At 60.0% G+C, this 13,633-nt stretch carries 11 protein-coding genes and 1 tRNA gene; 9 read left to right on the top strand and 3 right to left on the bottom strand.

The genetic code is table 11. The features are described from left to right. Nucleotides 1-21: 21 nt before the first annotated feature. From ACN6KF_RS10370 to pip, 6 genes are all read left to right on the top strand, one after another. Nucleotides 22-1,035, top strand: coding sequence for an amino acid ABC transporter substrate-binding protein (locus ACN6KF_RS10370; protein WP_434956768.1), 1,014 nt, complete (start codon nucleotides 22-24; stop codon nucleotides 1,033-1,035). 129 nt (nucleotides 1,036-1,164) lie between these two features. Beyond that, entirely contained in the window at nucleotides 1,165-2,178 is a 1,014-nt protein-coding gene (locus ACN6KF_RS10365) for an amino acid ABC transporter substrate-binding protein (protein WP_434956767.1), read from the top strand. 216 nt (nucleotides 2,179-2,394) lie between these two features. Beyond that, nucleotides 2,395-3,585, top strand: coding sequence for an amino acid ABC transporter permease (locus ACN6KF_RS10360; protein ID WP_434956766.1), 1,191 nt, complete (start codon nucleotides 2,395-2,397; stop codon nucleotides 3,583-3,585). Nucleotides 3,586-3,589: 4 nt separating this feature from the next. Continuing rightward, the gene (locus ACN6KF_RS10355; RefSeq protein ID WP_434956765.1) at nucleotides 3,590-4,747 is read left to right on the top strand and encodes an amino acid ABC transporter permease; all 1,158 of its coding nucleotides are present in this window, start codon (nucleotides 3,590-3,592) and stop codon (nucleotides 4,745-4,747) included. Nucleotides 4,748-4,755: 8 nt separating this feature from the next. Continuing rightward, nucleotides 4,756-5,526, top strand: coding sequence for an amino acid ABC transporter ATP-binding protein (locus ACN6KF_RS10350; protein WP_434956764.1), 771 nt, complete (start codon nucleotides 4,756-4,758; stop codon nucleotides 5,524-5,526). A 167-nt stretch (nucleotides 5,527-5,693) separates the two neighbouring features. Further along, nucleotides 5,694-6,695, top strand: coding sequence for a prolyl aminopeptidase (gene pip, locus ACN6KF_RS10345; RefSeq protein ID WP_434956763.1), 1,002 nt, complete (start codon nucleotides 5,694-5,696; stop codon nucleotides 6,693-6,695). 14 nt (nucleotides 6,696-6,709) lie between these two features. On the opposite strand, the gene galE is transcribed toward pip, so the two are convergent. Continuing rightward, nucleotides 6,710-7,687 carry a UDP-glucose 4-epimerase GalE gene (gene galE / locus ACN6KF_RS10340; RefSeq protein WP_434956762.1) on the bottom strand — a complete coding sequence of 326 codons (978 nt, stop codon included), beginning with the start codon at nucleotides 7,685-7,687 and terminating at the stop codon, nucleotides 6,710-6,712. Between the two features lie 240 nt (nucleotides 7,688-7,927). On the opposite strand from galE, the gene ACN6KF_RS10335 reads away from it, so the two are divergent. The 3 genes from ACN6KF_RS10335 to ACN6KF_RS10325 all read left to right on the top strand — a co-directional run bounded on the left by ACN6KF_RS10335 (nucleotide 7,928) and on the right by ACN6KF_RS10325 (nucleotide 11,319). Then, complete coding sequence (locus tag ACN6KF_RS10335) at nucleotides 7,928-9,208, top strand: DUF3422 family protein (RefSeq protein ID WP_434956761.1); 1,281 nt, start codon at nucleotides 7,928-7,930, stop codon at nucleotides 9,206-9,208. A gap of 1,165 nt (nucleotides 9,209-10,373) precedes the next feature. Further along, the gene (locus ACN6KF_RS10330; RefSeq protein ID WP_434956760.1) at nucleotides 10,374-10,877 is read left to right on the top strand and encodes an ABZJ_00895 family protein; all 504 of its coding nucleotides are present in this window, start codon (nucleotides 10,374-10,376) and stop codon (nucleotides 10,875-10,877) included. A 193-nt stretch (nucleotides 10,878-11,070) separates the two neighbouring features. Beyond that, nucleotides 11,071-11,319: a hypothetical protein gene (locus tag ACN6KF_RS10325; RefSeq protein ID WP_434956759.1), complete on the top strand. Its 249-nt coding sequence runs from the start codon at nucleotides 11,071-11,073 to the stop codon at nucleotides 11,317-11,319. 488 nt (nucleotides 11,320-11,807) lie between these two features. Here ACN6KF_RS10325 and ACN6KF_RS10320 read toward each other — a convergent pair whose 3' ends face one another. After that, on the bottom strand, nucleotides 11,808-12,812 hold the full coding sequence (locus tag ACN6KF_RS10320) for a cupin-like domain-containing protein (RefSeq protein ID WP_434956758.1): 1,005 nt from the start codon (nucleotides 12,810-12,812) through the stop codon (nucleotides 11,808-11,810). Nucleotides 12,813-13,444: 632 nt separating this feature from the next. After that, a tRNA-Lys gene (locus tag ACN6KF_RS10315) sits at nucleotides 13,445-13,520 on the bottom strand. Nucleotides 13,521-13,633 lie beyond the last annotated feature (113 nt).

Here is a 13,633-nt window from a genome sequence, read left to right as displayed (position 1 = left end):
ATTTATGAAAAGGTTTTATCCATGAAAAAGCAACTTTCCATGGCGATTGCCGGGGCTTTTGTCGCCCTGGGTGTTTCGGTGGCGAGCGCTGGGACGCTCGACACCATCAAGCAGCGCGGACAGTTGATCTGTGGCTCGAATGCCGGCCTTGCCGGTTTCGGCATCCCGAACGAGCAGGGCAAGTGGTCCGGCTTCGACGTCGACTACTGCCGCGCCCTCGCAGCGGCGGTGCTGGGCGAGGCCGACAAGACCAAATATGTGCCGTTGTCGGCCAAGGACCGCTTCACCGCGCTGCAGTCGTCCGAAATCGACGTGCTGCCGCGCAACACCACCTGGACGCTGACGCGCGAGACCGGTGGTTTCCTGTTTGCCGCCACCAATTATTATGACGGCCAGGCCTTCATGGTGAAGAAGTCTCTGGGCGTGAACTCGGCCAAGGACCTCGATGGCGCCACCGTCTGCGTGCAGCAGGGAACGTCTCACGAACTCAACCTGTCCGACTTCTTCCGCGGCATTGGAAAGAAGTATCAAATTCTGACCCTGGCGACGATCGACGAAGCCAAGAACGCCTATGATGGCGGCCGCTGCGATACGTTCACCTCGGACGCTTCTCAGCTGTACGGCGTGCGCCTTGGGCTGAAGAACCCCGACGAACACGTGGTTCTGCCTGAAATCATTTCGAAGGAGCCGCTGGCGATCGCGGTCCGCCAGGGCGACGACCAATGGTTCAACATCACCAAATGGGTCTATTATGCCCTCGTCCAGGCCGAGGAATCCGGCGTGACCCAGGCCAATGTCGACGAGATGCTCAAGTCGGACAAGCCCGATATCAAGCGCCTGCTCGGCGGCGAGGGTGATTTCGGTAAGCAACTTGGCCTCGACAATCAGTGGGCCTATCGCGCGATCAAGCAGGTCGGCAATTACGGCGAGATCTTCGACCGCAATCTCGGCTCGAAGTCGCCGCTCAAGATCGAGCGCGGGCTCAACGCCCTGTGGACCAACAAGGGCCTGCAATACGCGCCTCCCATTCGCTGAGGCTGGCGAGTGCCTGCCCTGGAAGGACGACTTCCGGGGCAGGTACGCAGGATTGGCACCACGGCTCTTTGGCGAGGCGCAAGAGAGCCAAGACGATCGAGCCGAACCGATATCGAGAAGGGGGAGTTGATGAGGCAACAACTCTGCGCGATGGCCGTTGGTGTCTTCGCCGCTTTGAGTGTTTCCATGGCGGGCGCTGGAACGCTCGACACCGTCAAGCAGCGCGGTCAGCTGATCTGTGGAGCCCATCAGGGCCTGGCAGGTTTCAGCATCCCGAATGAACAGGGCAAATGGGCCGGCTTCGATGTCGACTATTGCCGTGCGCTTGCGGCGGCCGTGCTGGGCGATGCCGACAAGACCAAGTTTGTGCCCTTGTCCGCCAAGGACCGCTTCACCGCCCTGCAATCTTCCGAAATCGATGTTCTGCCGCGCAACACCACCTGGACCTTGACGCGCGAGACCGGTGGCTTCCTGTTTGCCGCCACCAATTACTACGACGGCCAGGGCTTCATGGTGAAGAAGTCGCTGGGCGTGAAATCGACGAGGGAACTCGATGGCGCGACCGTTTGCGTCCAGCAGGGCACCTCGCACGAACTCAATCTTTCCGATTATTTTCGCAGCATCGGCAAGCCTTATCAGATCCTGACGCTGGCCACGATCGGCGAGGCGCAGAACGCCTATGAGTCGGGCCGTTGCGACACCTTCACGACCGATGCCTCCGGGCTCTATGGTGTGCGTCTGGCCCTGAAAAACCCCGACGAGCATGTCGTGCTGCCTGAGATCATCTCCAAGGAGCCATTGGGGATCGCCGTGCGCCAGGGCGACGATCAATGGTTCAACGTGGTCAAATGGACCTATTTCGCTTTGGTTCAGGCCGAGGAATCCGGTGTGACCCAGGCCAATGCCGATGAGATGCTCAAGTCGGACAAGCCGGATATCAAGCGCCTGCTCGGCGGCGAGGGCGATTTCGGCAAGCAGCTCGGCCTCGACAATCAATGGGCCTATCGCATCGTGAAGCAGGTCGGCAATTACGGCGAGATCTTCGACCGCAATCTCGGCTCGAAGTCCCCGCTCAAGATCGAGCGCGGGCTCAATGCCCTGTGGACGAACAAGGGCCTGCAATACGCGCCGCCGATACGTTGAGAATGAACGGCCCCGGCGATTTGCTGGGTGTTTTTTCAAGGCGTTTTGCGATTCGGCGGGGATGCCGGGAATCGCAAGGACACTCTGGCCACTCCGTCGGATTGGCTTGGAAACAAGGAGTTGGAGCAAAATGCGTTCAGCCATGAGCGCGCCTTGCTACAGCGGATTCCGTAGAAAAAGGGTGAGGGCTATCTGCGTGTTGGGGAGAATGAGACAATGACGTTGGCAGTCGACCGGGGAGACGGCGGCGGGCGTACCTACTGGTTCAACAATCCGAAATTACGGGCTGTTGTCTTCCAGGTCGTGCTGTTGGCAATCGTCTTGCTCATCATCTTGACGGGCGCTTGGAACGCCGTCGAAAACCTGGCCAGGCAGGGCCGCTCTCTCGGCCTTGATTTTCTGGGGCGAACGGCGAGCTTCGATATCGGCCAGACGCCGATCGAATATACTTCGCTGTCCACCAATGGCCGCGCTTTGCTGGTTGGTATCGCAAACACGCTGATCGTGGCCGCCCTTGGCATCGTGTTGGCGACCATTCTGGGTTTCATCATCGGCGTGGCCCGGCTGTCCAACAACTGGATCATCGCCAAGCTCGCGATGGTTTATATCGAAGTCGTCCGTAACATCCCGCTGTTGCTGCAGTTGCTGTTCTGGTACGGCGCCGTGCTCAAGCCCCTCCCGGGCGTGCGCCAGTCGATCACCTTCGGCGAGAGCATCTTTCTCAACAATCGCGGCATCTTCTTTCCGGCTGCCATGCCTCAGGCTGGCGCAGGCCTGGTCGGCGGGGCTTTGCTGGTCGGCATTCTCGGCGCCATCGGCGTTGCCCTCTGGGGCAAGCGCAAGCAAATGGAAACCGGCAAACGCCCGCCGGTGGGGCTCATCAACCTGGCGCTGATCGTCGGCCTGCCGCTGCTGGCCTTCCTCGCCACCGGCATGCCCTTCACCATGGATTATCCCAAGGTCGGCGGCTTCAACGTCACCGGTGGCTTCCGCCTGCAGCCCGAATTCGTGGCCCTGCTGCTCGGCCTGACCATCTATACCGCAGCCTTCATCGCCGAGACCGTGCGTTCGGGCATCCGCGGCGTGTCGCATGGCCAGACCGAGGCTTCCGGCGCTCTCGGCCTGAGGCAGGGGCACAATCTGCGCCTGGTGGTGATCCCGCAGGCAATGCGCATCATCGTGCCGCCGCTGGCCAGCCAATATCTCAACCTGACCAAGAACTCTTCGCTGGCGGTGGCCATCGGCTATCCCGATCTGGTGCAGGTGTTCTCGGGCACCGTACTCAACAACACCAATCAGGCGATCGAATGCATCGGCATCACCATGGCTGTCTATCTGATCATCAGCCTGTCGATCGCCGGTTTCATGAACTGGTTCAACCAGCGCGTCGCGCTTGTGGAGAGGTAAGGCCATGAGCGACGCAACTTCCGCCGCCGGCAGCCCGGCCTTCGTCTCGACCACGACCTTCGAGCCGCAACCGCCCCCGGCTGCGACCACCGGTGTGCTCGGCTGGCTGAAAAAGAACCTGTTTTCCTCCATCTCCAACTCCATCCTCACCGTTCTGGCGATCCTGCTGGTGATCTGGGTGCTTCCGGGCATCCTGCGCTTCATGATCTTCGACGCCGTCTGGACGGGCACCGATCGTAATGCCTGCCTCGAGGCCAATGTGGGGCGGCATGTTGGTGCCTGCTGGCCCTTCATCGAAACGCGCCTGCAATATTTCATCTACGGCCAATATCCGGTGGATGAGCGCTGGCGCGTCAACCTCACCGGCATCCTGGCGGCCATCGGCATCCTCTGGTTGCTCTGGCCGAAGATCGGCGCCAAGGGCTGGGGTGTCCTCTACTTCTTCGTGGTCTTCCCGCTGCTGGCCTTCTGGCTGCTGGTCGGGGGCTTTTTCGGGCTGGTACATGTCCCCACCAATCTGTGGGGCGGCATCCTCGTAACCCTGGTGATCGCCGTGGTCGGCATCGTGGCCTCCCTGCCGCTCGGCGTGTTCCTGGCGCTCGGACGTCGCTCGCGCATGCCGATCGCACGGACCATCTCGATCATGTATATCGAGTTCTGGCGCGGCGTGCCGCTGATCACCGTGCTGTTCATGGCCAATATCATGCTGCCGCTATTCCTGCCGGAAGGCTGGCGGCCCGACTCGCTGCTGCGCGTGCTCGTCGGCGTAGCGCTGTTCTGGTCGGCCTATATGGCCGAGGTTGTGCGCGGCGGCTTGCAGGCCATTCCCAAGGGCCAATATGAAGGCGCCCAGGCGCTGGGGCTCAGCTTTCCAAAGATGCTGATCTTCATCATCCTGCCGCAGGCGCTGCGGCTGGTGATCCCGAGCATCGTCAACACCTTCATCGCCCTGTTCAAGGACACCACTCTGGTGGCCATCGTGGGTATCTTCGACTTCCTGAAGACGATCGAGGCGTCCATTCCCGATCCGAACTGGGCAACGCCCGTGACCTACTATACGGGCTATGCATTCGCCGCTATCTTCTTCTGGATCTGCTGTTTTTCGATGTCGCGCTACTCGCAGGCCTTGGAGCGTCGTCTCGATACCGGTTACAAACGTTGAGGGGAAAAATGGCTAACGCCGTTCAAAACACTGCTGGAGAACTGAGCCCGATCGCCGTGCAGATCACGGAGATGAACAAGTGGTATGGCGAGTTCAATGTTCTCAAGAACATCAACCTCACCGTGAAGCGGGGCGAGCGCATCGTGATCTGCGGGCCGTCGGGCTCGGGCAAATCGACGATGATCCGCTGCATCAACCGCCTCGAGGAGCACCAGAAGGGCACGATCGTGGTTGACGGTATCGAGCTCACCAATGATCTCAAGCGCATCGACGAGGTGCGACGTGAGGTCGGCATGGTGTTCCAGCACTTCAACCTGTTCCCGCATCTGACCGTGCTGGAGAACTGCACGCTCGCCCCGATCTGGGTACGCAAGATGTCGAAGGCCGATGCCACCGAGAAGGCGATGCACTTCCTCAAGCGCGTCAAGATCCCCGAGCAGGCCAACAAATATCCGGGCCAGCTCTCGGGCGGCCAGCAGCAGCGCGTGGCGATTGCCCGGGCCCTGTGCATGAATCCGAAGATCATGCTGTTCGACGAGCCGACCTCCGCTCTCGATCCGGAAATGGTGAAGGAAGTGCTCGATACCATGGTCGGCCTTGCCAATGATGGCATGACCATGCTGTGCGTCACCCATGAAATGGGCTTTGCCCGCCAGGTCGCCGATCGGGTGATCTTCATGGATGCCGGCCAGATCGTCGAGAGCAACGAGCCCAACGCCTTCTTCTCCAATCCCCAGCACGAGCGCACCAAGCTCTTCCTCAGTCAGATCCTGCACTGAGGCAGGACAGCGCGGCCGGCGCAGGTCGCCGGCCGCTTTGGCTGTCTTTTCAGGGGCAGTCGCCATTTCTCATGCCCGGGCTTGTCCTGGGTAATCGGCGAAGATGCCGCCTTAGAGAGTGGCCTCGCATCATTGCCGATACCGGTTCAGTACGTAGGAATTTCATCATGGCGTTTGATCGCTCGAGCGAGCCGGATGGCACGCCGAGGCGCGGGCTCTATCCCGAAATCGAGGCTTATCGCTCCGGCATGCTCGATGTCGGCGACGGTCATTCCATCTATTGGGAACTCGCCGGCAATCCCGAGGGCCTGCCGGTGGCCTTCCTGCATGGCGGCCCGGGGGCAGGCTGTTCGGCCAAGCATCGGCGCCTGTTCGATCCGCGCTCTTGGAACATCCTGCTGTTCGACCAGCGCGGCTGCGGCCGCTCCCGCCCGCATGCCAATCTGGAGGCCAACACAACCTGGCATCTGGTGGCCGACATGGAGCGGCTGCGCAAGGAAGTGCTGAAAGTCGAGCGCTGGAGCCTGTTTGGCGGATCCTGGGGCTCGACCTTGGCGCTTGCCTATGCGCAGACCCACCCACAGGCGGTGCAGGCGCTCATGTTGCGCGGCATCTTCACGCTGCGCCGCATGGAGCTCGACTGGTACTATCGGGAAGGAGCCTCCTATTTCTTCCCGGACAAATGGGAAGCCTTCCGCAAGGATCTGCCGCAGGATGCCTGGGCCGATCCGATCCTGACCTATCATCGGCGCCTGACAGGCGATGATGCGGCGACCCGCCTCGCGGCGGCCCGTGCCTGGAGCGTTTGGGAGGGGGAGACTTCGACGTTGATGCCGGAGGGGCCTGCCGTGGGCCACGCGCAGGAACAATTCGCCCTGGCCTTCGCCCGCATCGAGAACCATTATTTCGTGCATGGCGGCTGGATGGAGGAGGGGCAATTGCTGCGCGATGCCGGCAAGCTCGCCGACATCCCCGGCACCATCGTGCAGGGGCGTTATGACGTGGTCTGCCCGCCGGTCACGGCATGGGAACTGGCCAAGCGCTGGCCGAAAGCCGAATTGCAGATGGTGGAAGACTCAGGCCACTCCTTCTCCGAGCCGGGTACGCTGCATCGCCTGATCGAGGCCACCGACAAATATGCCCGCCTGCTAGGGGCGGCCACGGCCTGAGGATTCCTCCTGTCTTAACCCGGTGATTTTTCGATCCAGGCTGCGGTGCTGGCGACGATGCTGCGGAGGTCGCTGTTGCCTGGCGACCAGCCCAGCGTGTCGGCCGCCTTGTCGATATTCGCATAAAGGGCTGCCGGATCGCCGCTGCGGCGAGGATAAGGCTGGACGGGTACAGGTCGCTCGGTGACGGCTTCGACCATTTTCAGCAATTCCCTTACGGTGGTGCTGCGGCCACTGCCGAGGTTGAGCGTCAGGCTGCCGCCTTCCGCCAACAGATGGTCCAGGGCGCGAAGATGCGCATCGGCGATATCGACGACATGGACATAATCGCGCATGGCCGTGCCATCGGCGGTGGGATAGTCGGTGCCGAATAGTTTGAAGACGGGGCCGAGGCCCAGGGCGGCGCGGATCGCCTTGGGTATGGCGAGGCTGGTCGTTGCGTGCCGCTCGCCGATCTCGCCGTCAGGGTCGGCGCCGGCCGCATTGAAATAGCGCAGCACAACGCTGGGCAGGCCATAGGCCGCGTCGTAATGACGGAGCGCCTGCTCGTCGATGAGCTTGGTGGTGCCATAGGGGCTGACGGGGGCCGGGAGGGTTGCTTCGGTAACCGGAAGAACCGGGGCGTCGCCATAAACGGCGCAGGTCGAGGAGAAGACGATCGGGCAATTACCGTTGTGCCGCGCCGCCTCGATCACCGCGAGAGTGCCTGCGACATTGGCGGCGTAGCAGGGGGCGGGATCGGTGACCGACGAACCCACATCGGCATAGGCGGCAAGATGCATGATCGCGCCAGGCCGGTGCCGGGCAAATACGCCGGCGAGCCAGTCCGCATCGGCAATGTCGCCCTGTTCGAAGGGGCCCCAGCGGACATGTTCTCCTCGGCCGCTCGAAAGATCGTCGCAGGCAACGGGCCTGTGTCCGGATGACGCCAATGCCTTGCAGACATGGCTGCCGATATAGCCGGCCCCTCCGGTGACCAGGACGACACTCATGATGGCTCTCGTACTCCCTGACTGGCGATTGCGACGGACCCCGTGTTGAGCGTTGCCGCCGCCGAAGAGAATCAAAGAATAAGCTTGCCGCGTCAAATGGATGCGGGCACGGGCGCCTGTTCAGACTTTCGGACTGCAACGCTGACGTGTATTTCCTGCGAGCACGGACGGATGAACCAGCGGGCCTTGGCTCGGAAGTTGCTTCGAAAGGCTCGGCGCAATGGAATTGGAGAAGTCACGATGACGGCGATCGGCACCTCGGAAGCGAGCGAGCCCCCGTTTGCCGACCATCCGGGGCGGGCGGCCATCTATGCCGAATTGCATGCCAGGCCGACCGAGCCGATCGCCATTGCGGCGCGCATCCGCAGGGTTGCCTTCATGCCGGGAAACGAGGGACCTTCGCTGGAAGAAGTGGCGCGAGGCTTCGCCCTTTTCGCCGGCCAGCCCGTTCTGCCCTTCGAAGATGCCCGCACACGCCACATCACGGTGGAAAGAGGCGGACGCAAGGCCACTTTCGAACTCCACAACGAATTTGCCACGCTGACCTGGCAATCCGTCCTCACCGACCGCGAGCCCTGGCCCGAGGGTATCGGCCTGGACTGTTTCGCGGGGCTGCAGCGGGTCAGTGCCACACGCATCGACCTGACCGAGACCCACGCCATTTCGGAAGCGGCGCTGGTCGGCTTCAACCCGATCAGCCTGTGCTATTCCGAACTCTATGACGGCAGGGCCCAGGTCGCGACGGATTTCAATCGCGATCGCGACGGGTTCACCCGCTACGAGCTTGCGGCCGGGCAGTGCAACGTCGTGCGTCGCGGCGTGCTGGTGCGCCGCCTCCTCGAGATCGAGACCTACAGCAATTTCGTTCTGCTCGGCCTGCCGGTGGCCCGAGCCCTCGCTTCGACGATCCGCCAGTTCGAGGGGGCCGTGAGCCAGGTGATGGGCCGGGTCGGCCACGCCCATTCAACCGGGGAGAACCGGGAGGCGCTGGAGGCCATCCATGCGTTGTCGGCCGATGTCGGCCGCAGCATCGAGGAAACCAGCTTCCGTTTCGCGGCGAGCCAGGCCTATGCGGCGGTGCTCGGCACCCGCTTGGGGCAACTCGTCGAGCGGCCGATCGGCGAGTTCACCACCATCGACCGCTATCTGACCAACCGGACCAACCCGGCCGTTGCCACCTGCCTGGCAACGGAGAAGCGCCTGCAGGCGGTGGCGATGAAGCTGGAACGTTCGGCGGAACTCCTGAACGCCCATATCAGCCTCAGCCTGGAAACGCAGAACCAGACGATTCTGGACACCATCTCGCGCACGTCGGAAAGCCAGTATCGCCTGCAGGAGACGGTGGAGGGGCTCTCCATCATCGCGATCTCCTACTATGCTCTCGCCATCCTGGGCTACATGATCGAGGGCGTCAGCCACATCTGGCATGTCGACAAGGCCATCGCCATGCTGTGCGCGGCACCGGTGGTGCTGTTCCTGGTCTGGCAGGGCATCAAGCGCCTGCGACGGCACGCGGCCTGAGATGCAGGTTCGGGACATGCAAAAGGGGCACCGAGAGGTACCCCTTTGAATTGCTTCCGCTTTGGTATTTGTCCGTCAGCTATGGGGAACGCATTGGCCGGAGTGATTGGGACGAAGCGATGGCGGGCACACGTCGATGTTCTTCCGACGCTCCGATAGCCGGCCGACCGAGGCATTCGACGCCATGTGCCGGGGATCGAACGCATCTCGGCTGGCGTCATTGATGGTGCGATTGGGCACGCATTTTCGCCATTGATTGAAATGGAAGCCCGGAGCGCATTCGGGGGCAGTCGCCACGGTCGCGTCTCTTGCGGCGGTCTCCTGGGCGGCAAGCCTGGCAGGCGTAAGCGCCACCAGGCATATCAACGTGGCTGGCAGCAGGATGGTGGCTCTTGCAATCATGGGACGGGCTCGGGGCTGATGGCGATGTGTCAGGATGCACTGCATGGACCATCGAAATGATCCATGCGCGGCTTAGCCTTTGACACGCTGCACGGTTGTGCGTTTTTGCACAGAGCGCGCAACGTCCTGCTCAGCCTCTTGTCGTCCGATGGCGACAGGCGGTCTCAGTTCTTGCACGAAATGCGGATCAATCTCAGCCGGAGCATACCGATCATGGCTGGCTGATAAGGGGGGAGGCCCGGGAAGGACGCCTTGCTGAGGTTGTCATCCGGGCCTCCGGGTTCCCAGACGGGAACGCCCATGAGTTAGGCTGCTAAAACTTAGATGAGGATTAGAAGCTCAGCGTAACAGGATTATACATAGGTGTCACCAATACATACTTTGGTATAATTGGTATCTTTGATCTCGGTGTACTTTGGGTAGCATCAGAATTCAGATAAAGTCCGGCTGAGTGTTCCCGCCAAGCCACCGTCAATTCGTGATTCAATTCTTCAGCGACGATATATCCGCGACCAGATCATAGATGGCAGGTACCCGAAGCTGCCGGATACATGATCGTAGTTGCAGGGGTTCCAAAACGCTCCTGGAATGCCGCGGCGCAGCGTTCCTTCTTGAAGCAGCCGCTATGATGATGAGTCTCGCATGAAACTGCATAGTCCGGATGTACAACTCATAATGGCGCAAGGAATTGGCTAGAGAGACGATCGAAAGCTGGTTGAGCGCGGCCTGCTCGATTTTGTTTGAGCCTTTGGGGGGCTTCTAAGTGGATAGTTACATTCCAACGACCAACACCGTTTCATTCGGAGCGGCCATTTTCCGCTTTTCATGGTTGTATATTCTGACCGCGATCGCCGTCGTGGTCATTGCATTCCTGCTGGAGGCATTCTTACACATCGACATGAGCAAGAACTCCTTCCTGGGCGTCCTGCCTTTGCTGTCTGCAGGCACGGGGACCGGGAAATACTATGCCTCCCGCACCGGCATGAAGCCGAAAGGCGGCAAGGCATGGTCGATAGCGCTCGTCGGCTTCGTCATCTCGTTGATTTTTAACCTGGCTGTGATCTTTGGCTTCGTCGCGTTGACCAACTCGTGGCAGGAGTTGGGTGGTCTCGGATCTCTCCGCCTGCGCGGCGGGGAGCAATGGCTGGTGCCGCTGGTGCTCGGCGGGTTGTTCCTGTTCTTCGTCGTGCTGACCCGCCTGTCCCTGTGGATGGGAGCCAACCCCGTCGTGAAGAAGATGCGCAAGGACGCGACCGGCGCGTTCTGAAAAGTGGGATCGCACGATGCCCCTGCGGTGCGGTGGCTGCAGGGGAGGCGTGAAGATGGTCCTCGTCGATGAGATTGACGGGGGGGGGCGGGGGCGATTAAGGCTGAGCGGCGAGCACGAGGCCGGGCTCTTTCGAACGACATAGCCATGTCGCAAACATCGGACTATGTTACGTTGCGGTATAGGAGACCGGATGTTTAAATTATTTTACGATATGTCGATGCTCGCTTTTGAATCACAGCAAGCCATTTTACTGCGTACGCTTCGGCTAGCTCAGGGCGGAAGCCGCGCCGAGCGCGAGGCCAAGCTGATGATCAGCGAGAAAGTCACAGCCGCGCAGAAAGCCGCAGGCAAGCTCATGACGGGCACGGCGCCTGGCACCGTCGTTCGAGACTATCGACGCAAGGTTCGTTCCAATGTGAAACGCCTGTCGAAGTCATGACAGCCATTGGGGGCACTGCTATGGAGATGGCGTAGGCCCGCGTTCTGCATCGAGATTCGGACGTGGCGAATATCGATGCGATGGTGAGCTGGGTTTTATCACGCCCCCGTCACACCATTTGGTCTAATCATCGTGCGTTGTCGGCCGTTCCCAATACCGGCCCGATACGTCGCATCCGATCTTGGCCCGGCACGTTGCGTAACGCCGGGCTTTTTCTTGTCCGCGAGGGGGCAAGATCGGAGCTGGAGCATTCAGATGGCTCACACGTCACGATCGTATCACGTGATATGGAATTTATCACGGCGTCCAGCGATTCAGCGGGACAGCAACCTCCTTGGCCCGGCGTTCCGACAGCGCCGGGTTTTCTTTTGCAGCCCGATCGTTCGGTCGAACGGCGCTCGACCGCGATCTGGCAGCGACGACAAGCGGGGACCTGTCTCACTCTCATCCCACCCATCGCGCGCGCGACCGGCAGGCATATCGTCTTTTCAGGTGACGCCTCGATGTCTGAAAACCTTCCTGATGAACTGCATTGGTGATTTCAGCCGCATCATCGGCGAGTAGACGATATCCTGGAAGGTCTTGGGATTGGGCATTTCGAGGGCGGAAACCAGTTTTGCCTTGAGAGCATCCCGCGCCGGTGAAAAGCCGGGCGGTCGCGGTTTCAGCCTGAGTTGGCGCAGCATGAAGTTGGCCTGATAAACCCTGGCCCGTTGCTCCAGAGCGCGCATGCAGAAGGAAATGCTCAGGCTCACCGAGATGTCGCTGCCGTTCTTGACCCAGTGTGGCGCTACGGGCGGATGGTGCACGGCTTCGCCGGGTGTCAGTCTGTAGATCTCGCCATGGCTCTGTAATTCGGGCCTATAGCGCGGTGTATTGTAGCTGCTGGCATAGAAGCGTTCGAGTTCGATTTCCGGCAGGACTTCGCGATCCTTGGGATCGAACAGGCAGACATCCTTCTCGCCCTGAATCTGGAACAGGAAGTTGGATTCGTGGTCGATATGGAAGGGGGTGGAGATCCCGGGCGAAGACAGAATCACGGTCAGGGTTGCCCAAGTCACCTCCTGGCGGAATGGGCGATCGGCATATGTCCCGATTTCATCGATGAGCATCGCGAGAACCCGGGCGTAATCGGGATTGTAATTCTGTGTACGTGAAAGCCTGATCCAGGAGCCGCCCTCGCCAAGCCGCTCGATCAACTCGGTCGGCCGGTCATGCTGCGTGGCCTCGGTGAATTTACTGCTGATCGATACTTTTTTCAAATCAAGAGCGAGAAAGTCGGCGGCATTGCCGCTCGCGATTATGCTGCGAGCAGTTTTAACGATCTCGGGCACCTCGAATAAGCCACTTCGACAAAGTGTATGGTGAAGCTTGAAGGGTCTAATGTTGTAATTTTCTTTAAATATTTGCTTGTTCGTATCGAGTATGTTTTCAATTTTTCTGGAACTTGAATTCGACTCTCTTTCTATTTTGTTTGCGAAGGCGATGTTCATGACGAATAACTCGCTCTCTCTGGAATGCCCCACAGTCCATTAATGCTGATGATATCACCGGGAGACATTTTTATAAGGAGTAGGAGTGTTGAAAATACTAACTCTTTAGGAGAGCGTATGTCCTACTCATATCGAAATCTGAAGAGAATTGTTTGATGACTGTTTTTTCGAGAGAAAGTTATTTCAAGAATGAAAGGTTTTCGACAATTCAGGCATCGACATTGCCCAAATCCCAATCGATAGACCTAACCAAACGGCACCGCATGGCCGTTGCTGGCGCCCATAGATTTAGATGCGAATTGGTTCAGCCAAAACTGCGGGTGCCCTAAGCGCCACGCCATGTGCGAGGGATCTTTTCAGGCAAATATCCAGGGCTGTGACGACGTCTGTCTCGCGCGGGATGCCTGGCACTACCTGGATGAACTCAAGACGGCAGAGCTCGCCGACAGGCTCTTCTACATCCAAGATGCTCGTTCGAGTCACATGGGGGTTGCGATCATTGCTCAAGTCTCTGCCGGTCTCGCATGGCAGGGAGGTGTTCAAACCGGCAACAGGATGGCGCTTCGCCCTGAAACAAAAGAAGGCGCCTCGAAGGGCGCCTTGCTTTTCTTCAGCGATATCAGGGATTTCGATGGTGGGCGCACTAGGGCTCGAACCTAGGACCCGCTGATTAAGAGTCAGCTGCTCTACCAACTGAGCTATGCGCCCATCGAAACCACCGAAGCGCGACGCGGTGCCGCGTTCGATGGCCGCGATGTAGCAAAGCTCTTTGTGTGTGTCCAGCGTGTGACGGAAAAATTCTTCAGGTTTTTTGAAATCGG

Origin of the sequence: Labrys methylaminiphilus subsp. lupini, assembly GCF_051161885.1 — a bacterium.
Taxonomy (GTDB): domain Bacteria; phylum Pseudomonadota; class Alphaproteobacteria; order Rhizobiales; family Labraceae; genus Labrys.
Note: the sequence above shows the minus strand (reverse complement) of the source record. Positions and strands in the feature narration are given on the sequence as shown.

What these genes read in the sequence shown, in the direction of transcription:
- ACN6KF_RS10370 (WP_434956768.1), top strand. Translation starts at nt 22, where the DNA reads ATGAAAAAGCAACTTTCCATGGCGATTGCCGGGGCTTTTGTCGCCCTG.
- ACN6KF_RS10365 (WP_434956767.1), top strand. Translation starts at nt 1,165, where the DNA reads ATGAGGCAACAACTCTGCGCGATGGCCGTTGGTGTCTTCGCCGCTTTG.
- ACN6KF_RS10360 (WP_434956766.1), top strand. Translation starts at nt 2,395, where the DNA reads ATGACGTTGGCAGTCGACCGGGGAGACGGCGGCGGGCGTACCTACTGG.
- ACN6KF_RS10355 (WP_434956765.1), top strand. Translation starts at nt 3,590, where the DNA reads ATGAGCGACGCAACTTCCGCCGCCGGCAGCCCGGCCTTCGTCTCGACC.
- ACN6KF_RS10350 (WP_434956764.1), top strand. Translation starts at nt 4,756, where the DNA reads ATGGCTAACGCCGTTCAAAACACTGCTGGAGAACTGAGCCCGATCGCC.
- pip (WP_434956763.1), top strand. Translation starts at nt 5,694, where the DNA reads ATGGCGTTTGATCGCTCGAGCGAGCCGGATGGCACGCCGAGGCGCGGG.
- galE (WP_434956762.1), bottom strand. Translation starts at nt 7,687, where the DNA reads ATGAGTGTCGTCCTGGTCACCGGAGGGGCCGGCTATATCGGCAGCCAT.
- ACN6KF_RS10335 (WP_434956761.1), top strand. Translation starts at nt 7,928, where the DNA reads ATGACGGCGATCGGCACCTCGGAAGCGAGCGAGCCCCCGTTTGCCGAC.
- ACN6KF_RS10325 (WP_434956759.1), top strand. Translation starts at nt 11,071, where the DNA reads ATGTTTAAATTATTTTACGATATGTCGATGCTCGCTTTTGAATCACAG.
- ACN6KF_RS10320 (WP_434956758.1), bottom strand. Translation starts at nt 12,812, where the DNA reads ATGAACATCGCCTTCGCAAACAAAATAGAAAGAGAGTCGAATTCAAGT.